The 18,768-nt window shown below is 65.3% G+C and carries 18 protein-coding genes; 11 read left to right on the forward strand and 7 right to left on the reverse strand.

Going from position 1 to position 18,768, the window contains the following annotated elements:
• The 3 genes from AAG801_RS29160 to AAG801_RS29170 form a co-directional block, all read right to left on the reverse strand.
• The coding region (locus AAG801_RS29160; protein ID WP_341891530.1) for a DUF3106 domain-containing protein at positions 1 to 572 on the reverse strand (572 nt) is incomplete at its 3' end.
• A 5-nt stretch (positions 573 to 577) separates the two neighbouring features.
• Positions 578 to 1,003, reverse strand: a complete 426-nt coding sequence (locus tag AAG801_RS29165) for a DUF3619 family protein (protein WP_341891531.1) — start codon at positions 1,001 to 1,003, stop codon at positions 578 to 580.
• Positions 1,000 to 1,566 carry an RNA polymerase sigma factor gene (locus AAG801_RS29170; protein ID WP_101491849.1) on the reverse strand — a complete coding sequence of 189 codons (567 nt, stop codon included), beginning with the start codon at positions 1,564 to 1,566 and terminating at the stop codon, positions 1,000 to 1,002. The genes AAG801_RS29165 and AAG801_RS29170 overlap by 4 nt, the downstream gene beginning before the upstream one ends.
• 283 nt (positions 1,567 to 1,849) lie before the next feature.
• Here AAG801_RS29170 and AAG801_RS29175 point away from each other — a divergent pair, with 283 nt between their 5' ends.
• The 7 genes from AAG801_RS29175 (at position 1,850) to AAG801_RS29205 (ending at position 11,273) form a co-directional block, all read left to right on the forward strand.
• On the forward strand, positions 1,850 to 3,634 hold the full coding sequence (locus tag AAG801_RS29175) for an acetolactate synthase 3 catalytic subunit (protein WP_101491934.1): 1,785 nt from the start codon (positions 1,850 to 1,852) through the stop codon (positions 3,632 to 3,634).
• A gap of 106 nt (positions 3,635 to 3,740) precedes the next feature.
• A complete protein-coding gene (gene ilvN / locus AAG801_RS29180) occupies positions 3,741 to 4,232 on the forward strand; it encodes an acetolactate synthase small subunit (protein WP_099789850.1) in 492 nt (163 codons plus the stop codon).
• A gap of 148 nt (positions 4,233 to 4,380) precedes the next feature.
• Positions 4,381 to 5,397: a ketol-acid reductoisomerase gene (gene ilvC / locus AAG801_RS29185; protein ID WP_062478069.1), complete on the forward strand. Its 1,017-nt coding sequence runs from the start codon at positions 4,381 to 4,383 to the stop codon at positions 5,395 to 5,397.
• A 193-nt stretch (positions 5,398 to 5,590) separates the two neighbouring features.
• Positions 5,591 to 6,415, forward strand: coding sequence for a CDP-diacylglycerol--serine O-phosphatidyltransferase (gene pssA / locus AAG801_RS29190; protein WP_056580207.1), 825 nt, complete (start codon positions 5,591 to 5,593; stop codon positions 6,413 to 6,415).
• Positions 6,416 to 6,624: 209 nt separating this feature from the next.
• Positions 6,625 to 8,328 (forward strand): 2-isopropylmalate synthase, encoded by a 1,704-nt coding sequence (leuA, locus tag AAG801_RS29195; RefSeq protein WP_341891532.1) that lies wholly within the window; start codon positions 6,625 to 6,627, stop codon positions 8,326 to 8,328.
• A 125-nt stretch (positions 8,329 to 8,453) separates the two neighbouring features.
• Entirely contained in the window at positions 8,454 to 9,992 is a 1,539-nt protein-coding gene (locus tag AAG801_RS29200) for a 2-isopropylmalate synthase (RefSeq protein WP_341891533.1), read from the forward strand.
• A gap of 117 nt (positions 9,993 to 10,109) precedes the next feature.
• Positions 10,110 to 11,273: a serine hydrolase gene (locus AAG801_RS29205; RefSeq protein WP_101491847.1), complete on the forward strand. Its 1,164-nt coding sequence runs from the start codon at positions 10,110 to 10,112 to the stop codon at positions 11,271 to 11,273.
• Positions 11,274 to 11,382: 109 nt separating this feature from the next.
• Here the strand turns inward: AAG801_RS29205 and AAG801_RS29210 are convergent, their stop codons facing one another.
• The 3 genes from AAG801_RS29210 to aat are packed head-to-tail and all read right to left on the reverse strand — an operon-like array spanning position 11,383 to position 13,750.
• Positions 11,383 to 12,207 carry an IclR family transcriptional regulator gene (locus tag AAG801_RS29210; protein ID WP_070060913.1) on the reverse strand — a complete coding sequence of 275 codons (825 nt, stop codon included), beginning with the start codon at positions 12,205 to 12,207 and terminating at the stop codon, positions 11,383 to 11,385.
• A gap of 31 nt (positions 12,208 to 12,238) precedes the next feature.
• On the reverse strand, positions 12,239 to 12,988 hold the full coding sequence (locus tag AAG801_RS29215) for an arginyltransferase (RefSeq protein WP_101491846.1): 750 nt from the start codon (positions 12,986 to 12,988) through the stop codon (positions 12,239 to 12,241).
• 6 nt (positions 12,989 to 12,994) lie between these two features.
• Positions 12,995 to 13,750, reverse strand: a complete 756-nt coding sequence (aat, locus tag AAG801_RS29220) for a leucyl/phenylalanyl-tRNA--protein transferase (protein ID WP_341891534.1) — start codon at positions 13,748 to 13,750, stop codon at positions 12,995 to 12,997.
• Positions 13,751 to 13,975: 225 nt separating this feature from the next.
• Here aat and AAG801_RS29225 point away from each other — a divergent pair, with 225 nt between their 5' ends.
• Genes AAG801_RS29225 through AAG801_RS29240 form a run of 4 tightly spaced genes read left to right on the forward strand, consistent with a single transcriptional unit; the run spans position 13,976 to position 18,045 of the window.
• Positions 13,976 to 16,306: a xanthine dehydrogenase family protein molybdopterin-binding subunit gene (locus AAG801_RS29225; RefSeq protein WP_341891535.1), complete on the forward strand. Its 2,331-nt coding sequence runs from the start codon at positions 13,976 to 13,978 to the stop codon at positions 16,304 to 16,306.
• Between the two features lie 39 nt (positions 16,307 to 16,345).
• Positions 16,346 to 17,260 carry an AraC family transcriptional regulator gene (locus tag AAG801_RS29230; protein ID WP_341891536.1) on the forward strand — a complete coding sequence of 305 codons (915 nt, stop codon included), beginning with the start codon at positions 16,346 to 16,348 and terminating at the stop codon, positions 17,258 to 17,260.
• The gene (locus AAG801_RS29235; RefSeq protein ID WP_341891537.1) at positions 17,239 to 17,601 is read left to right on the forward strand and encodes a VOC family protein; all 363 of its coding nucleotides are present in this window, start codon (positions 17,239 to 17,241) and stop codon (positions 17,599 to 17,601) included. The genes AAG801_RS29230 and AAG801_RS29235 overlap by 22 nt, the downstream gene beginning before the upstream one ends.
• A gap of 18 nt (positions 17,602 to 17,619) precedes the next feature.
• Positions 17,620 to 18,045 (forward strand): SRPBCC family protein, encoded by a 426-nt coding sequence (locus AAG801_RS29240; RefSeq protein ID WP_341891538.1) that lies wholly within the window; start codon positions 17,620 to 17,622, stop codon positions 18,043 to 18,045.
• Here AAG801_RS29240 and AAG801_RS29245 read toward each other — a convergent pair.
• On the reverse strand, positions 18,015 to 18,768 hold a 754-nt coding region (locus AAG801_RS29245), incomplete at its 5' end, for a 4-hydroxybenzoate 3-monooxygenase (protein WP_341891539.1). The two genes, AAG801_RS29240 and AAG801_RS29245, sit on opposite strands and share 31 nt — an antisense overlap.

Consider the following 18,768-nt stretch of genomic DNA (forward strand, 5'->3'; position numbering starts at 1 on the left):
CGTACTGGCAGGGCGGCGCCGCGGGGCTTGGGCGGTGCGCTCTCGGCGAGCTTGCGTTTTTCTTCTTCGCTCAGCGCCTGGTATTGCTCCCACTTGAGCCGGCGCTCATCAGCAGGCACGCGCTTGACCTCGGCGAAATTCAGGCGGGCCTGGGCGCGCTGCTGGTTGCTCAGCGCCGCCCATTCGATCATGCGGCTGTGCAGCGTGACCTGGTCGTCGGCGGGCATGTTCGCGTAGTTGCGCGACAGGGCCAGCCACTTGCGCTTCTGGCCGGCGTTCAACGTGTTCCAGTGCGAAACCAGCGGCTTTAGAGCGTGCTGCTGCTCGGTGCTCAGGTCGCTCCAGAGGGGCTTGGTCGTGGCAACGGCCTTGGGGCTCGCCGCGCCATTGGCGGCGGCGGCGTGCGTGGCGGGCTTGGTGGCCTCGGACAGCGTCTGGGCATCGGCCAGCGTCAGGCCGAAGGCAGCGGCTGCCAGCGCACCCGCCCAAACGACGGCGCCCGCCGGGAGCGGGCGCAACGGAAGCAGGGCTTTCGCACGGGAAACGGAGCGGCGTCGCATTCGGTCGGGCAAGGTGTTCAGTCGGAGGCGCTGTCGGACTTCAGGAATTGGGCGAAGCCGGGATCGGTGTAGGCGGCAGGCGGCAGGTCGCCCGTCAGTAGGGCCGAGTCAACCTCGGCGAGTTCGCTGGCGCGGTCGTCGTCCTGCATCACGCTGATGGCGATCAGGCCGGCCACCAGGGCGATCAGGGGCACCACGGAACCGATGCGGGTCCACCAGCTGCCACCCAGCGTGACCGTGTGGCCCGCCTGGACCGCAACGGGCGCCATGCGCAGTTGCGGTGCCTGCTTGCGCGCGGCCACGGCCTGCGAACGGGCAATGCGCAGGCGCTCGCTGATGTCGTGCGGCAACGCTTGATTGCCGTCCGACAGCCGAGCCGCCAGCCGTTGGCCGAAGCGGTCTTCTGCAGCGCTGGATTGAGAGGTTGGAACCTTGGTATTCATAGCGATATTCCCTTGGCTTTGAGCGCCTTGCTCAGAGCGTGGACGGCTCGCGAACAATGGGTTTTGACGCTGCCCTCGGAGCAGCCCATTGCGGCGGCCGTCTCTGCGACGTCCATTTCCTCCCAGTAACGCATCAGGAAAGCCTCGCGTTGACGGCCGGGCAAAGCCGCGATCTGTTCTTCGATGGCGTGAAAGACCTGGCTGCGGCGGATGGTGTCTTCGGCGCTCTCCGATTCCCTGGAGTCGGTTGGCGAGACAAAGTTCTCCAGCAGATCGAAATCTTCGCCGTTGTCGGCCGGTTCGAAGTCGCTGAGGTTGGAGAAAAGGGCGCGGCGGGTCTTCTGGCGGCGGAACCAGTCGAGCGTGCAGTTCGACAGGATGCGCTGGAACAGCATCGGCAGTTCCTCGGCAGGCTTGTCGCCGTAGTGCTGCGCCAGCTTCATCATGCTGTCCTGCACGATATCGAGTGCCGCTTCTTCGTCCCGCACGTGATAGACCGAGCGCTTGAAGGCCCGTCGCTCGACGTTTTTCAGGAAGTCGGAGAGTTCGTGTTCAGTAGCCAAATGAGAGGGGGCGGCGGGATGCGCCGCGTGGGGAGGATGTTTGGCGAACGCTTATGTTTTTATGCGGCGGATTATGCCTTTGTGCCAGGACAGGGCACCTGAAGCGAGTCTGAACGCGCGGGTAGTGTCATAATCCGCGTTGCAAGTCAAAAGGCAAACGGGTCACGGTCCGGCGGAACATCAGTCCGCTCATGGCTTTGGCCTCAAGTCCTGGCGCGGCCCCACAAGGGCTGGCAAGGGGCACCCAAGGTTTTTCGTTCCCGAAAAAACACAAAGGTTGATCATGGAAATCTCGAAGGCGGAACTCGCTTCCGCAGCAGCCGCGTCCTCTGGCGCCGGCAACACCACGCAAGAACTCATGGGCGCTGAAGTGCTGATCAAGGCACTGCAGGCCGAAGGCGTTCAGTACGTCTGGGGCTATCCCGGCGGCGCGGTTCTCTACATCTACGACGCGTTCTACAAGCAGGACACCATCCAGCATGTGCTGGTGCGCCACGAGCAGGCCGCCGTGCATGCAGCCGACGGCTATGCGCGCGCCACCGGTGAAGTCGGTGTGGCGCTGGTCACCTCCGGCCCCGGCCTGACCAATGCGGTCACTGGCATCGCGACGGCGTACATGGACTCGATCCCGATGGTGATCATTTCCGGCCAGGTGCCTACGGCCGCTATCGGTCTCGACGCCTTCCAGGAATGCGACACGGTCGGCATCACGCGCCCCATCGTCAAGCACAACTTCCTCGTCAAGGATCCGAAGGATCTGGCCATGACGATGAAGAAGGCCTTCCACATCGCACGCAGCGGCCGTCCCGGCCCCGTGGTGGTGGATGTGCCGAAGGACGTGTCCTTCAAGAAGACCCCGTACAGCGGCTATCCCGACAAGGTCGAGATGCGCTCGTACAACCCGGTGCGCAAGGGCCACGGCGGGCAGATCCGCAAGGCACTGCAACTGCTGCTGGCGGCCAAGCGCCCGTACATCTACACCGGCGGCGGCGTGCTCCTGGGCAATGCCTGCAACGAGCTGCGCACGCTGGTCGACATGCTCGGCTACCCGGTCACGAACACGCTGATGGGCCTGGGCGCCTATCCGGCAAGCGATCGCAAGTTCCTCGGCATGCTGGGCATGCACGGCACCATCGAAGCCAACAACGCGATGCAGAACTGCGACGTGCTGCTGGCCGTGGGTGCGCGCTTCGACGACCGCGTGATCGGCAACCCGAAGCACTTCGCGCAGAACGAACGCAAGATCATCCACGTCGACATCGACCCGTCGAGCATCTCCAAGCGCGTGAAGGTCGACATCCCGATCGTCGGCGACGTGAAGGACGTGCTCACCGAGCTGATCTCGATGATCCGCGAGAGCACCGCCAAGCCCGACGCCGGTGCACTGGCCGACTGGTGGAAGACCATCGAGAGCTGGCGCTCGCGCGACTGCCTCAAGTACGACCGCGACAACAAGGATGTGATCAAGCCGCAGTTCGTGGTCGAGACGCTCTGGAACATGACCAAGGACGCCGACACGTACATCACGTCGGACGTCGGCCAGCACCAGATGTGGGCTGCCCAGTACTACCGCTTCGACGAGCCGCGCCGCTGGATCAATTCGGGTGGCCTGGGCACCATGGGCGTGGGCATTCCCTACGCCATGGGCATCAAGCTCGCCAAGCCCGATTCGGAAGTGTTCACCATCACCGGCGAAGGCTCGGTGCAGATGTGCATCCAGGAGCTGTCGACCTGCCTGCAGTACAACACGCCGATCAAGATCTGCTCGCTCAACAACCGCTACCTGGGCATGGTGCGCCAGTGGCAGGAGATCGAATACTCCGGCCGCTACAGCCACAGCTACATGGACGCGCTGCCCAACTTCGTGAAGCTCGCCGAGGCCTACGGCCACGTCGGCATGCTGATCGAACGTCCACAAGACGTGGAGCCGGCGCTGCGCGAGGCGCGCAAGCTCAAGGACCGCACGGTGTTCATGGATTTCCGTACCGACCCCACCGAGAACGTGTTCCCGATGGTCAAGGCCGGCATGGGCATCACCGAGATGCTGTTGGGTTCCGAAGATCTCTGATCCGGAACGTTCGTTCGCTCAACTTTTTACTGACGAATCTATTGCCCGCCAAGCCCGCGCATTACCGTGCACGGGGGAGGGCGGCGAAAAGAGGAGTCACGCCAACATGAAACACATCATTGCAGTGCTGCTGGAAAACGAGCCGGGTGCTCTTTCCCGCGTGGTGGGCCTTTTTTCGGCCCGTGGCTACAACATCGAATCGCTGACCGTGGCGCCGACCGAGGACGCAAGCCTCTCGCGCATGACCATCGTCACCAACGGCTCGGACGATGTGATCGAGCAGATCACCAAGCACCTGAACCGCCTCATCGAGGTCGTGAAGGTGGTCGACCTGACCGAAGGCGCCTACACCGAGCGCGAGCTCATGATGGTGAAGGTGCGTGCGGTGGGCAAGGAACGCGAGGAAATGATGCGCATGGCGGAAATCTTCCGTGGCCGCATCATCGACGTGACCGACAAGAGCTACACCATCGAGCTCACCGGCGATCACGGCAAGAACGACGCTTTTCTTGAAGCGATCGACCGCAGTGCCATTCTGGAGACGGTTCGCACCGGCGCCAGCGGCATCGGACGCGGCGAACGCATCCTGCGGGTCTGACACCATGATTCGGAGCTCAGTCGTTGCCCGTTCGGGCTGAGCTTGTCGAAGCCCCTGCGCAAGCGGGGACTGCATTGAGCCCTTCGACAGGCTCAGGACGAACGGCACAACAACATACTGCAACTCGCATATCTATCTGGAGAACATCATGAAGGTTTATTACGACAAGGACGCGGACCTGAGCCTCATCAAGGGCAAGACGGTTGCCATCATCGGTTACGGCTCGCAAGGTCACGCACACGCGCAGAACCTGAACGACAGCGGCGTCAAGGTCGTGGTCGGCCTGCGCAAGGGCGGCGCTTCGTGGGACAAGGTCGGCAAGGCTGGCCTGCAGGTCGCCGAAGTCGCTGATGCCGTGAAGTCGGCCGACGTCGTCATGATCCTGCTGCCCGACGAGCAGATCGCCGCCGTCTACAAGAACGACGTGGCCCCGAACATCAAGGAAGGCGCTTCGCTCGTCTTCGCGCACGGCTTCAACGTGCACTACGGCTTCGTGCAGCCGCGCGCCGACCTCGACGTGTGGATGGTTGCTCCCAAGGCCCCGGGCCACACCGTGCGCGGCACGTACACGCAAGGTGGCGGCGTGCCGCACCTGATCGCGGTGCACCAGGACAAGAGCGGCAAGGCGCGTGACCTCGCGCTGAGCTACGCCACCGCCAACGGCGGCGGCAAGGCCGGCATCATCGAGACCAACTTCCGCGAAGAAACCGAGACCGACCTGTTCGGCGAACAAGCGGTTCTGTGCGGCGGTACGGTCGAGCTGATCAAGGCTGGTTTCGAAACGCTGGTGGAAGCCGGCTACGCGCCCGAAATGGCGTACTTCGAATGCCTGCACGAGCTGAAGCTGATCGTCGACCTGATCTATGAAGGCGGCATCGCCAACATGAACTACTCGATCTCGAACAACGCCGAATACGGCGAGTACGTCACGGGCCCGCGCATCGTGACCGACGAGACCAAGAAGGCCATGAAGAAGGTCCTGCAGGACATCCAGACCGGCGAATACGCCAAGAGCTTCGTGCTCGAAGCCGCTGCCGGCCAGCCGGTGCTGATCAGCCGCCGTCGCCTGAACGCCGAGCATCAGATCGAAGTCGTCGGCGAAAAGCTGCGCGCGATGATGCCTTGGATCAAGAAGAACAAGCTGGTCGACCAGACCCGTAACTGATCTTCAGAGGCAAGAGCCAACAGGGTGCTTCGGCACCCTGTTTCGGAGGGCCACCCATCGCGGTGGCCCTTTCGTTTGAAGGGGAGCGCACAAGTCCCCTGAACTACACTGCGAAGCATGCGATTCACAGATCAAGACGCTATCGATTGGATAGCTGACCGGGCAGTTCCCACGAGGGACGGAGGCCATTTCAATGCATGACGACACGCTCCCCGACGATGTGCAGCCGCGCAAGCGTCGCAAGGGCATCTACATCCTGCCTAACCTGTTCACGCTGGCGGCGTTGTTCGGCGGCTTCTACTCGGTCGTGATGGCCATGAACGCGCGCTTCGACCTCGCGGCGCTCGGCGTGTTCGCCGCGATGATCCTCGACAGCCTCGACGGCCGCGTCGCGCGCATGACCAACACGCAGAGCGCGTTCGGCGAGCAGATGGACTCGCTGTCCGACATGGTGTCGTTCGGCGCCGCGCCTGCGCTCATCGCGTATGAGTGGTCGCTCAAGGGGCTGGGGCGCTGGGGCTGGATCGCGGCCTTCGTTTACTGCGCCTGTGCGGCACTGCGGCTCGCGCGCTTCAACGTCAACACAGGCGTGGTCGACAAGCGCTGGTTCCAGGGTCTGCCGTCGCCAGCGGCGGCGGCGCTCGTGGCGGGCTTCATCTGGCTCATGACCGAGTGGGGCAAGCGCGGCGGCGAGGTGCTGTATCTCTCGTGGACGCAGATCACCTGGATCACTTTTGCATTCACGCTTTATGCCGGCCTCTCGATGGTCACCAACGCGCCGTTCTACAGCTTCAAGGACGTCCAGATGAAGAAGAGCGTGCCCTTCGTCGTGATCGTGCTGATCGCGCTGGGCATCGCCGTCATCAACATCCATCCGCCGACGGTGCTGTTCAGCCTGTTCGTGGCCTACGGCCTGAGCGGCTACGTGGTGTACGCATGGCGCAAGGCCAAGGGCCAGCCGGTGAGCGTCATCAGCACCTCGACCGAAGAGCCGGACGAGCGGGGGCTGCACAACTGAAGTCCCGGGCCTTCACAGGCCCGCGAAGGCTGTGCTACATTCGCAACCCTCATGACCAAGATTTCGCTGCTGGCCCTACTAGCCCTCCCTCACGGGCGGAGACGGTAGCGCACGCGCTAATCCCTCATCACGGCCCGTTCGCACCAGCAACGGGCCGTTTGTCTTTTTGGGGTTGCTGGTTGAGTTCCAACCATCACAGAGAAATCGACATGTTGAAGCAACCTCAAGCCAAGTACCGCGCATTCGCACCGATCGGCCTCAAGGACCGCACCTGGCCCGACGCCGTGCTGACCAAGGCCCCGATCTGGCTGTCGACGGACCTGCGCGATGGCAACCAGGCGCTGGTCGAGCCCATGGACATCCCGCGCAAGATGCGCATGTTCGAAACCCTCGTGGCCATCGGCTTCAAGGAAATCGAAGTCGGCTTTCCCTCGGCGTCGCAGGTCGAATTCGACTTCGTGCGCAAGCTCATCGAAGAAGACCGCATTCCCGACGACGTGACGATCCAGGTGCTCACGCAGGCACGTGACCACCTCATCGAACGCACCTTCGAAGCGCTGCAAGGCGCACCGCGCGCCATCGTCCACCTCTACAACGCCGTGGCTCCCGTGATGCGTCGCGTGGTGCTCGGCATGGACGAAGACCAGATCGTCGAACTCGCGAGCAGCCATGCGCGCATGTTCAACGCCTTTGCCGCCAAGCAGCCGGCCACGAAGTGGACCTTCCAGTACTCGCCCGAAATGTTCTCGGGCACCGACGTGGTCTTCTCCAAGCGAGTGGTCGATGCAGTCACCGCGGTGTGGGCGCCGACGCCCGAGCGCAAGTGCATCGTCAACCTGCCCACGACGGTCGAGCATTCCACGCCGAACATCTTCGCGGACATGATCGAGTGGATGCATCGCAACCTCGAGCGTCGCGATTCGATCGTGCTGTGCGTGCATCCGCACAACGACCGCGGCACCGGCACGGCGGCCGGCGAACTGGCCTTGATGGCGGGCGCCGAGCGCATCGAAGGCTGCCTCTTCGGCAACGGCGAGCGCACCGGCAACCTCGACCTCGTCAACGTCGCGCTCAACCTCTACACGCAGGGCGTTTCGCCCGAACTCGATTTCTCGAACATCGACGAGATCCGCGCCACGGTCGAGCACTGCAACCAGATTCCCGTACACCCGCGCCATCCGTACGTAGGCGACCTGGTCTACACCTCGTTCTCGGGCTCGCACCAGGACGCGATCAAGAAGGCCTTCGCCGCTCGCAAGGACGGCGACATCTGGGACATTCCGTACCTCCCCATCGATCCGAAGGACGTGGGCCGCAGCTACGAAGCCGTGATCCGCGTGAACAGCCAGTCGGGCAAGGGCGGCATGGCCTACCTGCTCGAGAGCGAGTACGGCCTCGAGATGCCGCGCCGCCTGCAGATGGAGTTCATGCAGGTCGTGCAGCGCGTGATGGACGTGGGTGGCAAGGAGCTCACCGCTGCCGACCTCTGGCAGATCTTCGTGAACGAATACGGCATCGAGACCGCCAAGGCTTTGCAGCACCGCGTGATCCAGGAAGAAGGCGAGGGCGCCGAGGCCACGGTGGTGCTGCGCGGCGATCTGCCCTGGGACGGTGAAACGCGCGCCATCGAAGGTCGCGGCAACGGCCCGATCGACGCCTTCACGCAGGCGCTGAGCCAGGCCACCGGGCACACGGTGCGCGTCATGGACTACCACCAGCACGCCATCGGCGCTGGCGCCGACGCCAAGTCGGTGGCCTACCTCGAGCTGCGCGTCGACGAATCGCAGACGCTGTTCGGTGTCGGCATCGACGCGAACGTGATCTCGGCCTCGCTGAAGGCGATCGTGTCGGGCGTGCAGCGGGCGCGGACCCGGGGCGCGCACAGCGCACAATCGGCGGTTGAAGTCGCCTGAAGGCATGACCCCCACGCTCTCGCACTGCGTGTCGTCGCTGCCCCCCCGAGGGGGCCGCAGGCCGCCTTGGGAGCGGCCCGGCGCCGGCCTGATCGACGGCTGAATAGAACCCAAGGAGATCCACGATGACCGACCAACTCATTATTTTCGACACCACCTTGCGCGACGGCGAGCAGTCGCCCGGCGCCTCGATGACGCGCGACGAAAAATTGCGCATCGCCAAGCTGCTGGAGCGGCTCAAGGTCGACGTCATCGAAGCGGGCTTTCCGGCCAGCTCGAACGGCGATTTCGAGGCCGTGAAGGCCATCGCCAACGCGATCAAGGACGCGACGGTGTGTGGTCTCTCGCGTGCCAACGACCGCGACATCGCACGCGCGGCCGAGGCCCTGAAGGGCGCGGCGCGCGGGCGCATCCACACCTTCATCGCGACCTCGCCGCTGCACATGGAGAAGAAGCTGCGCATGTCGCCCGACGAGGTGCATGAGCAGGCCAAGCTGGCCGTGCGCTTTGCGCGCAACCAGATCGCCGACGTCGAGTTCAGCCCCGAAGACGGCTACCGCAGCGACCCGGACTTCCTGTGCCGCGTGCTTGAAACCGTGATCAACGAGGGCGCCACCACCATCAACGTGCCCGACACCGTCGGCTACGCGATTCCCGAGCTGTACGGCAACTTCATCAAGATGCTGCGCGAGCGCATTCCCAACAGCGACAAGGCGATCTGGTCGGTGCATTGCCACAACGACCTCGGCATGGCCGTGGCGAATTCGCTGGCCGGCGTGAAGATCGGCGGTGCGCGCCAGGTCGAGTGCACGATCAACGGCCTGGGCGAGCGCGCGGGCAACTGCTCGCTCGAAGAAGTGGTCATGGCCGTGAAGACGCGCAGGGACTACTTCGGGCTCGACCTGAACATCGACACCCAGCACATCGTGGCCGCGAGCCGCATGGTGAGCCAGACCACCGGCTTCGTGGTGCAGCCCAACAAGGCCGTGGTGGGCGCCAACGCGTTCGCGCACGCCTCGGGCATTCACCAGGACGGCGTGCTCAAGGCACGCGACACCTACGAGATCATGCGGGCCGAAGACGTGGGCTGGAGCGCCAACAAGATCGTGCTGGGCAAGCTCAGCGGCCGCAACGCCTTCAAGCAGCGCCTGCAGGACCTGGGTGTGACGATGGAAAGCGAAACCGAGGTCAACGCCGCGTTCTCGCGCTTCAAGGAGCTGGCCGATCGCAAGTCCGAAATTTTCGACGAAGACATCCTGGCGCTGGTCAGCGCGGAAGAGTTGTCAAACGTTGGTGAACAGTTCGCTTTTGTCTCTCTCTCCCAGCACAGCGAAACCGGTGAACGGCCCCAGGCCAGGATCGTGTTCACGATCCAGGGCAAGGAAGTCACCAGCGAATCCGACGGCAACGGGCCGGTCGATGCGTCCCTCAAGGCCATCGAGGCCCACGTCAAGAGCGGCGCGGAGATGGTTCTTTACTCTGTAAATGCCATCAGCGGCTCGACGGAAAGCCAGGGAGAAGTTACAGTCCGGTTACAAAACGCAGGGCGGGTGGTCAACGGTGTGGGCGCAGACCCAGACATCGTGGTCGCTTCGGCAAAGGCTTATTTGAGTGCGCTCAACAAGTTACAGAGCCAAGCTGAGAGAGTGGCGGCACAAGGTTAGGTTTTGAGGCGTTCCTTGGTATTCGAATGAAGAAGGGGATGCAAGTAACTGATATTGCGTGCCTTTTTTGATTTGGATACACTGCGGTCCTCGTTTGTTGCCGCTGGAGATTTATTGATGCCTGAAACCCGTCTACGTCGAGTTTCCATCCAGCGGTTCCTACCCGCCTTCAAGTTCCTCGCCGTGGCGCTGTGCGCCTCGGCGTTTTTGCTGCCTGGCGCCCAGGCCGCGAAGAAGGAAAAACCCGCTGCCGCCAAGTCTGCCGTCGCCAAGAAGGCGAAGGCACCCGTCGAAGCCAAGCGCAATGCGTCGGCTTCCAAGGTGGCGCGCGGCGGTCGCACCGAGCAGGCCGACAAGGTCGTGCGCGGCGGCCGCAACGTCGTGGCCACCATCCGCAAGAAGAACGGCAAGACCGTCGTCGCCGTGCAGCGCCGTTCGGTGGTGCGCGTCGAGACGCCGGCCCGCCAGTCCTTCGGCCAGATGGCCGGTTTGCACGGCACCGAAGACGTGCTCGACCTGAAGTCGAGCGTTGCCCTGGTGATCGACCAGGACACCCACGAAGTGCTGTTCAGCAAGAACGACCACGCCGTGCTGCCCATCGCTTCGCTCACCAAGCTCATGACCGGCCTGCTGATCAGCGAAGCCCGTCTGCCGAACGACGAACTCATCACCATCACGCAAGACGACGTCGACACCGAAAAGGGCAGCCGTTCGCGCCTGACCGTCGGCACCACACTGTCGCGCGGCGAGCTGCTGCACCTGGCGCTGATGTCGAGTGAGAACCGCGCCGCGCACGCACTGGGCCGTACCTACCCGGGCGGCCTCACGACCTTCGTGAGCATCATGAATGCCAAGGCTCGCATGCTCGGCATGAAGGACACGCGCTACGTGGAGCCCACGGGCCTGTCGAGCCGCAACCAGTCGAGCGCGCAAGACCTGGCGCTGCTGGTCAACGCAGCCTATTCCGACGCCACGGTGCGTTCGCTGTCCACGTCGCCTGAATACCAGGTCGAAGTCGGCAACCGCGTGCTGCAGTTCAACACCACCAACCGCCTGGTGCGCAGCCCCGAGTGGGACATCGGCCTGCAGAAGACCGGCTACATCTCCGAAGCCGGCCAGTGCCTCGTGATGCAAGCCAAGGTGGCCGGGCGCAAGCTGATCATGGTGTTCCTGGATTCGGCCGGCAAGTTCAGCCGCATCGCCGACGCCGAGCGGGTTCGCCGCTGGGTTGAGGCCACGCACGCCGTATCGGGTCCGCGCGGCTTCCAGGTCGCTGGCTGAGATGGATCGAGCGGGGAGGCCGTTCAGCGGCCTGCCTGCTGCCCTTGTGAAGGGCCCACCGGCTGACTCGCCGGGGAGAGAGAAGAAAGAGTCGAAAGAAAACGGGCGCTCAGGCGCCCGTTGTCACGTTCGCGCCCGACGCAGGCGTTGCAGCCATGCCGTCCTTGAAGCCCAGCGCGCCCGAGATCTCGTTGGCGGTTGCCTGCAGCTTGGGCAGCCAGCCTTCGTCGAGGCGATCGGCCGGGGCCGAGATCGACAGGCCCGCCACCAGCTTGCCCTGGTCGTCGTAGATGCCGGCGGCCATGCAGCGCACGCCCAGTTCCAGTTCTTCGTTGTCGCGCGCGATGCCGTACTGGCGCGCCTTCGACAGTTCGCGCTCGAGCGCGGGCAGCTGGGTGATGCTGTTCCGGGTGTGGCCGGCCAAGCCGGTGCGCGTGGCGTAACTGCGCACGCGCTGTGGGTCGTCGGCGGCCAGGAACAGCTTGCCGGTCGAGGTCAGGTGCAGGGCGGCACGGCCGCCGATGGCGCGCACCACCTGCATGCCCGAGCGTTCGCTGTAGGCGCGCTCGATGTACACGATCTCGTCGCCCTGGCGCATGCTGAGGTTGACCGGCTGCTGCGTGAGCTTGTGCAGCTCGCGCATCGGACCCAGGGCCGCGTCGCGCACGTTCAGGCGGCCCTTGACCAGGTTGCCCAGCTCCAGTAGGCGCATGCCGAGGCGGTAGCTGCCGGCTTCCGGCCGATCGACGAAGCGACCGACCGCGAGGTCATTGAGGATGCGGTGCGTGGTCGAGGGGTGAAGCCCCGTCTTTTCGCTGATTTCCTTCAGCGAAATGGCCTCTTCGCGCGAGGCCAGAACATCGATCAGCGAGAACATGCGCTCGATGACCTGGATGACCGGAGTGGCGGGAACGTCGGATAGGTTTTTTCTCATGGCGCTGGGCGGTGATGACCGGACGCCAATTTTACCTTGTGAAATTGCTCGGTGCCTGCCAGTGGCCGTCCACCAACACTTCGTGCGGGGAAAAGCGCGCCTTGTAGTTCATCTTGGCGCTGTGCTCGATCCAGTAGCCCAAATAGACGTGTGGCAGCCCCAGCTTGCGGGCCTGCTCGATCTGCCACAGCACGCTGTAGGTGCCGTAGCCGGCGCCGTCCTCGGGCTCGTAGAAGGTGTAGACGGCCGAGATGCCGTCGCTGAGCACGTCGAGGATCGACACCATCTTCAGCGCACCTGGGCTGCCGTCGGGCAGGGTTTCGCGGAACTCGACCAGCCGCGAGTTGACGCGGCTTTGCAGCAAAAACTGGGTGTACTGGTCGATGCTGTCGTGGTCCATGCCGCCGCCCGAGTGGCGGCCGGTCTGGTAGCGCAGGTAGAGCTGGTAGTGCTCGGGCACGAAGCACAGCTTGAGCACGCGCGCCTGCAGGTCGGCGTGTTGCTTGGCTGTGCGCCGCTGGCTGCGGTTCGGCTGGAAGCTGTGTGCCAGCACGCGCAGCGGGATGCAGGCGCGGCAGCCGTCGCAGTACGGCCGGTAGGTGAACATGCCGCTGCGCCGGAAGCCGCTGAGCACCAGGTCGGAATACGCGTCGTTGTGGATCAGATGGCTGGGCGTGGCCACCTGCGAGCGGGCCTGGCGATCCGGCAGGTAGCTACAGGGATAGGGCGCCGTCGCGTAGAACTGCAGCGTGTGAAGCGGAAGATCCTTGAGGTGCGTCACGTCACGTCACGTCGAAAGAGAAGGTCGCTCGGAAAGGAGTTCGGACCAGTATACGGGGTCGAATTGCCACTGTGGCCCGTCCTGTTTTCGGGCCTTGGCCACATGCGCGACAAAGCGCGCGCGCGGCATTTCGCGGGCGCCGAGGCTGGCCAGGTGCGCGGTGTTCTGCTGGCAGTCGATCATTTCGACACCGGCGCGCCGGCACAACGCGACCAAGCCGGCCAGCGCGATCTTCGAGGCGTCCGGCCGGCGCGTGAACATCGACTCGCCGAACACCGCCTGGCCCAGCGCCACGCAGTAGAGCCCGCCCGCCAACTCGCCGTCGATCCAGGTTTCGACGCTGTGTGCGTGCCCGGCGCGGTGCAAATCCGTATAGGCCTGCACCATGTCCGGCACGATCCACGTGCCCGACTGGCCGGCGCGCGCCGACTGCGAACACGCCTGGATCACCGTTCCAAAATCGTGATCGACGCGCAACTCGCAACCGGGCGTCATGGCGAATCGGCTCAGGGTCTTGCGCAGCGAGCGATGCAGCCGGAAGTCTTTCACGCGCAGCACCATGCGCGGGTCGGGGCTCCACCACAGGATGGGCTGGTCGTCGCTGAACCACGGGAAAACGCAGCGGCCGTAGGCCTGCATCAAAGTATCGACATCGAGCGATCCGCCGGCCGCCAGCAGGCCGGGCACGGGGTCTCTTTCGTCCCATGCCGACGCGGGGTCGGGCAGTGTGTCTCCGGGTTCGAGCCAAGGCAGTTGTCGCATGGTTGCAGGTATACACGGCTTCTCGCAACGCCCGCCACTTGAGGGAAAATCCCGCTCACACGGGAACAGTCCACAAGGCTGCGGCCCGGGTGCCACCGCCGATGGCACAAGAGACAACCCACAAGACCCGTCGAAAAACCTATAGTGCTCAGCTTGCTTTCGCAGTACCACAGCGGATCCGGCAGGCATGAGCAGGGCGCCGGGGATCAGCACAAGAGGACCACGTTGACCACTGAACCCAACCCCACGCGCTTCGGCAGCGGCCAGGCGGTGCGCCGCCTCGAGGATGAAAGCCTGCTCGCAGGCGCCGGCCGTTACACCGACGACGTCACGCTCTCCGAGCAGGCGCATCTCGTTTTTCTGCGTTCCCCGTATCCGCATGCGCGCATCGTGTCCATCGACACGTCCGCGGCCGTCGGCATGCCCGGCGTGCTGCGTGTGATCACCGGGGCCGACCTGGCCGAGGCCGGCGTCAAGCCGATGCCCGGCGCCGCGGGCTTCAAGCGCGCGGACGGCAGCGACAGCGCCAGCCCGCCGCGCCGCGCCATGACACACGAGCGCGCGCGCTTCGTCGGCGAACCGGTAGCGTGCGTCATCGCCGACACCGTGCAGCAGGCGCGCGATGCGGCCGAGGCTGTCATGGTCGACTACGAAGAACTGCCGATGGTGGTCGACCTCCCAGGCGCCACCGCCGACGGCGCGCCGCTCCTGTGCGACGAGGCCACCGGCAACATCGCCGCCGAGATGCGCCATGGCAGCAGCGAAGCCGCCACCGCCGCATTCGAGCGCGCCGCCCATGTGATTGCGCTGGACGTGAACAACCAGCGCGTCGTTGCGCTCACCATCGAACCGCGCGCCGTGCTCGCCACGCACGACAGCAAGACCGACCGCCTCACCATCCGCATGAGCACCCAGATGCCGTCCGGCGTGCGTGATTCGGTCTGCGCGGCCATCGGCCTCGCGAAGGAAAAAGTGCGCGTGGTCGTGGGCGATGTCGGCGGCGGTTTCGGCATGAAGACCGGTGCCTACCCTGAAGACATCGCCGTCGCCTACGCCGCACTGCAGGTAGGCCGGCCCGTGAAGTGGGTGGCCGACCGCAGCGAAGAGTTCCTCTCCAGCGCGCACGGCCGCGACATCGAGGCGCGCGCTGAAATGGCGCTCGACGCCGACGGCAAGATCCTCGCCCTGCGCATCAAGACGCTCGCCAACGTGGGCGCCTATGCCACCGGCACTGGCGTCGCAATCCAACTGCTGATCGGCCCCTGGGTGCAGACCAGCGTCTACGACATTCAGACCATCGACTTCCATTTCAAGGCGGTGCTCACCAACACCGCGCCCACCGGCGCCTACCGCGGCGCGGGCCGGCCCGAGGCCATCTTCACCATCGAACGCCTGATGGACGAGGCCGCGCGCCAGACCGGCATCGACCGCATCGCGCTGCGTCGGCGCAACTTCATCCGCCCCGAGCAGATGCCCTACAAGAACCCGATGGCGCAGACCTACGACACCGGCCAGTTCGAATCGGTGATGGACCAGGCGCTGCAGCTGGCCGATTGGCAGGGCTTCGAGGCCCGCGCGGCCGAGTCGGCGGCGCGCGGCAAGCAGCGCGGCCTGGGCATCGCCACGTTCCTCGAATGGACCGGTGGCAACGTGTTCGAAGAACGCGTGACCGTGTCCGTGCAGGCCGACGGCGTGATCGAGGTGTTCTCGGCCGTCAACGCCATGGGGCAGGGCATTGCGACCTCGCTCGCGCAGCTGGCCGTCGATGCCTTCGGCGTGCCCATCGAAAAAGTGCGTGTGGTGCTCGGCGACACCGACCGCGGCGACGGCTTCGGCAGCGCTGGCTCGCGCTCGCTCTTCACCGGCGGCTCGGCCGTGCGCATCGGTGCCGAGCGCACCATCGACAAGGCGCGCGAACTTGCAGCGCAGGAGTTCGAGGCCTCCATCGACGACATCGTCTACAGCCGCGGCACCTTCATCGTGGCCGGCACCGACCTCGAACTCGATCTGTTCACCCTGGCCGCCAAGCAGCCGGGGCGCGAGATCTTTGTCGACTCCACCAGCACCGTGGCTGGCCCGAGCTGGCCCAACGGCTGCCACATCTGCGAGATCGAACTCGACCCGCCCACGGGCGAGATCAGCGTCGTGGCCTACAGCTCTGTCAACGACGTGGGCCGCGTGGTCAACCCGATGATCGTGCGCGGCCAGCTCGAAGGCGGTGCCGTGCAGGGCATCGGGCAGGCGCTGTACGAGCAGGTGGTCTACGACACCGAAACCGGCCAGCCCGTGACCGGCAGCCTCATGGACTACGTCGCGCCGCGCGCCGACATCGTCGACACCATGTTCCAGATGGAAATGGACGAATCGACGCCCTGCAAGAACAACCCGCTGGGCGTGAAGGGCGTCGGCGAGTTGGGCACCATCGGCGCCACGCCGGCCATCGTCAACGCGGTGGCCGATGCCTTCGCACGCAACGGCCTCGGGGCCCGCGCACCTCGCCTGCACATGCCGCTGAGCCCGTCGCGGGTCTGGCAGGCCATGCAGACGATCGACTGAGCGCCACCGGCCGGTGATCGAAGAGCGACGAAAGTCATCATGCGTGTCACCACCGAACTGCAGACTGACGCGATCCGCGTTTCGACCTACCGCTGCGATGCGGGTGTCGGCGCGGCGCCGTTCACCGAGATGCACGAGACGCACTCGGTCTCGTACGTGCGCAAGGGCAGCTTCGGCTGCCGCGCGCTCGGCCGCGACTACGAACTGGTGGCCGGCTCCGTGCTGGTCGGCGCGCCGGGCGACGACTACGTCTGCACCCACGAGCACTTCGCCTGCGGCGACGAGTGCCTGTCGTTCCACTTCTCGCCGGGCTTCGTCGACCTGATCGGCGGCGACCAACGCAGCTGGCGCGCCTCGGGGTTGCCGCCGCTGCCCGAACTCATGGTGCTCGGCGAGCTCGCGCAGGTCGCGGTCGAAGGCGGCAGCGACGTGGGCTTGGACGAACTGGGCATGGGCTTCGCCAGCCGTTTCCTTGACGTGGTGAAAGGGCGCGGCAAGCCCAAAGCGCCGCCGTCGGCCACGCCGCGCGACCGTCGCCGTGCGGTCGAGGCTGCAACATGGATCGAAGCCCACGCCGCAGGCGAGATCGGCCTGGAAGACGCGGCCGCGCAAGCGGGGCTGAGCGCCTTCCACTTCCTGCGGCTGTTCTCCCAGGTGCTCGGCGTCACGCCGCACCAGTACCTCGTGCGCTCCCGACTGCGCCGCGCGGCGCGCCTGCTGGCGGACAGCGACCTTCCCGTGACCGAGGTCGCCTGCGAGGCCGGTTTTGCCGACCTGAGCAACTTCGTGCGCACCTTCCACCGTGCGGCCGGCGTGTCGCCGCGCGGCTTTCGGCTGGCTGCCAAGGGCGACCGCAAGATTTTCCAAGACCGCCTGGCCGCGCTGCTTCACGATGACCGCTTGATCCACCCTTCAAGCAGAAAGTCATCGCCATGTACGACCACATCGGACTGAAAGTCAAAGACCTCGCCGCGAGCCGGCGCTTCTACGAAGCCGCGCTCGCGCCGCTCGGCCACGTGCTGGGCTCCCACGACGACGACAGCTACGCCGGCATTGGCCCCACCGGTGAACCGGCGCTGTGGCTCTATGCCGCGAAAGATGCCAAGGGCCCGGGCACGCACATCGCGTTCCGCGCGCCCGACCACGCGGCCGTCGCCGCGTTCCACAAGGCCGGCTTGAAAGCCGGCGGCACCGACAACGGCGGCGCAGGGCCGCGCGCCGACTACAGCCCGACCTACTACGCGGCCTTCCTCATCGACCCCGACGGCAACAACGTCGAGGCCGTCTGTCCCTGACACGAAAGGCACCGACCCATGGCCACCGTCTACAAGGAATTCATCGTCGAGGTTGATGTGACGCAGGTGTGGGACGCGTTGCGCGACTTCGGCGCCGTCCACACGCGCCTCGCGCCGGGCTTTCTCACCGGCTGCGAACTCGACGGGCAGGGCGCCCGCATCGTTCACTTTGCCAACGGCCTCGTGGCGCGCGAGCTGCTCGTGGCCCTCGACGACGAGCATCACCGCCTAGCCTACACCGTGACCGACGGCAAGGCCACGCACCACCACGCCTCGGCGCAGGTATTCGCGGATGGCGAAGGCCGCTCGCGCTTCGTCTGGATTACCGACGTGCTGCCCGACGGGCTCGCGGCATACATCGAACCGATGATGGCGCACGGCGGCGCTGCGATGAAGCAGACACTGGAGCGCACTCAGAAGTCTTCGAGCGGCAGCCCCACGTAGTTTTCCGCCAGCGCGGTGGACGCCGCGCGCGAATGCACGAGGTAGTCGAGCTCGGCTTCCTGGATCTTCTGGCCGAAGGCGCCGGTCTCGGGAAAGCGGTGCATCAGCGAGGTGAACCACCACGAGAAGCGCTCGGCCTTCCAGACGCGGCGCAGGCACAGGTCGGAGTAACGGTCCAGCGCCGAGGCCGACTTCTCGCTGTAGAAAATCTCCAGGGCGCGCGAGAGGTACCCCACGTCGGCCGTCGCGAGGTTGAGTCCCTTGGCGCCGGTCGGCGGCACGATGTGCGCGGCGTCCCCCGCCAGGAACAGCGAACCGAAGCGCATCGGCTCGGCCACGAAGCTGCGCAGCGGCGCAATGCTCTTTTCGAGCGACGGGCCGGTCACCAGCCGCTCGCGCGCTTCGGGGTCGAGGCGCGCGCGCAGCTCGTTCCAGAAGGCCTCGTCGCTCCAGTTCTCCACCTTCTCTTCGGTCGGCACCTGCACGTAGTAGCGCGAGCGAGTGGCGCTGCGCATGCTGCACAGCGCAAAGCCGCGTTCGGTGTTCGCGTAGATGAGTTCGTGCGACACCGGCGGCACGTCGGCCAGCACGCCGAGCCAGCCGAAGGGGTAGACCTTCTCGTAGGTCTGGATCGCGTCGGGCGGCACGCTGGCGCGGCTCACGCCGTGGTAGCCGTCGCAGCCGGCGATGAAGTCGCACTCGATCTCGTGCGTCTGGCCGTCC

The organism is Variovorax sp. YR752 (assembly GCF_943372545.1).

What these genes read in the sequence shown, in the direction of transcription:
- AAG801_RS29200 (WP_341891533.1), top strand. Translation starts at nt 8,454, where the DNA reads ATGACCGACCAACTCATTATTTTCGACACCACCTTGCGCGACGGCGAG.
- ilvC (WP_062478069.1), top strand. Translation starts at nt 4,381, where the DNA reads ATGAAGGTTTATTACGACAAGGACGCGGACCTGAGCCTCATCAAGGGC.
- AAG801_RS29240 (WP_341891538.1), top strand. Translation starts at nt 17,620, where the DNA reads ATGGCCACCGTCTACAAGGAATTCATCGTCGAGGTTGATGTGACGCAG.
- AAG801_RS29175 (WP_101491934.1), top strand. Translation starts at nt 1,850, where the DNA reads ATGGAAATCTCGAAGGCGGAACTCGCTTCCGCAGCAGCCGCGTCCTCT.
- AAG801_RS29165 (WP_341891531.1), bottom strand. Translation starts at nt 1,003, where the DNA reads ATGAATACCAAGGTTCCAACCTCTCAATCCAGCGCTGCAGAAGACCGC.
- AAG801_RS29230 (WP_341891536.1), top strand. Translation starts at nt 16,346, where the DNA reads ATGCGTGTCACCACCGAACTGCAGACTGACGCGATCCGCGTTTCGACC.
- AAG801_RS29205 (WP_101491847.1), top strand. Translation starts at nt 10,110, where the DNA reads ATGCCTGAAACCCGTCTACGTCGAGTTTCCATCCAGCGGTTCCTACCC.
- leuA (WP_341891532.1), top strand. Translation starts at nt 6,625, where the DNA reads ATGTTGAAGCAACCTCAAGCCAAGTACCGCGCATTCGCACCGATCGGC.
- AAG801_RS29210 (WP_070060913.1), bottom strand. Translation starts at nt 12,207, where the DNA reads ATGAGAAAAAACCTATCCGACGTTCCCGCCACTCCGGTCATCCAGGTC.
- AAG801_RS29235 (WP_341891537.1), top strand. Translation starts at nt 17,239, where the DNA reads ATGTACGACCACATCGGACTGAAAGTCAAAGACCTCGCCGCGAGCCGG.
- aat (WP_341891534.1), bottom strand. Translation starts at nt 13,750, where the DNA reads ATGCGACAACTGCCTTGGCTCGAACCCGGAGACACACTGCCCGACCCC.
- pssA (WP_056580207.1), top strand. Translation starts at nt 5,591, where the DNA reads ATGCATGACGACACGCTCCCCGACGATGTGCAGCCGCGCAAGCGTCGC.
- ilvN (WP_099789850.1), top strand. Translation starts at nt 3,741, where the DNA reads ATGAAACACATCATTGCAGTGCTGCTGGAAAACGAGCCGGGTGCTCTT.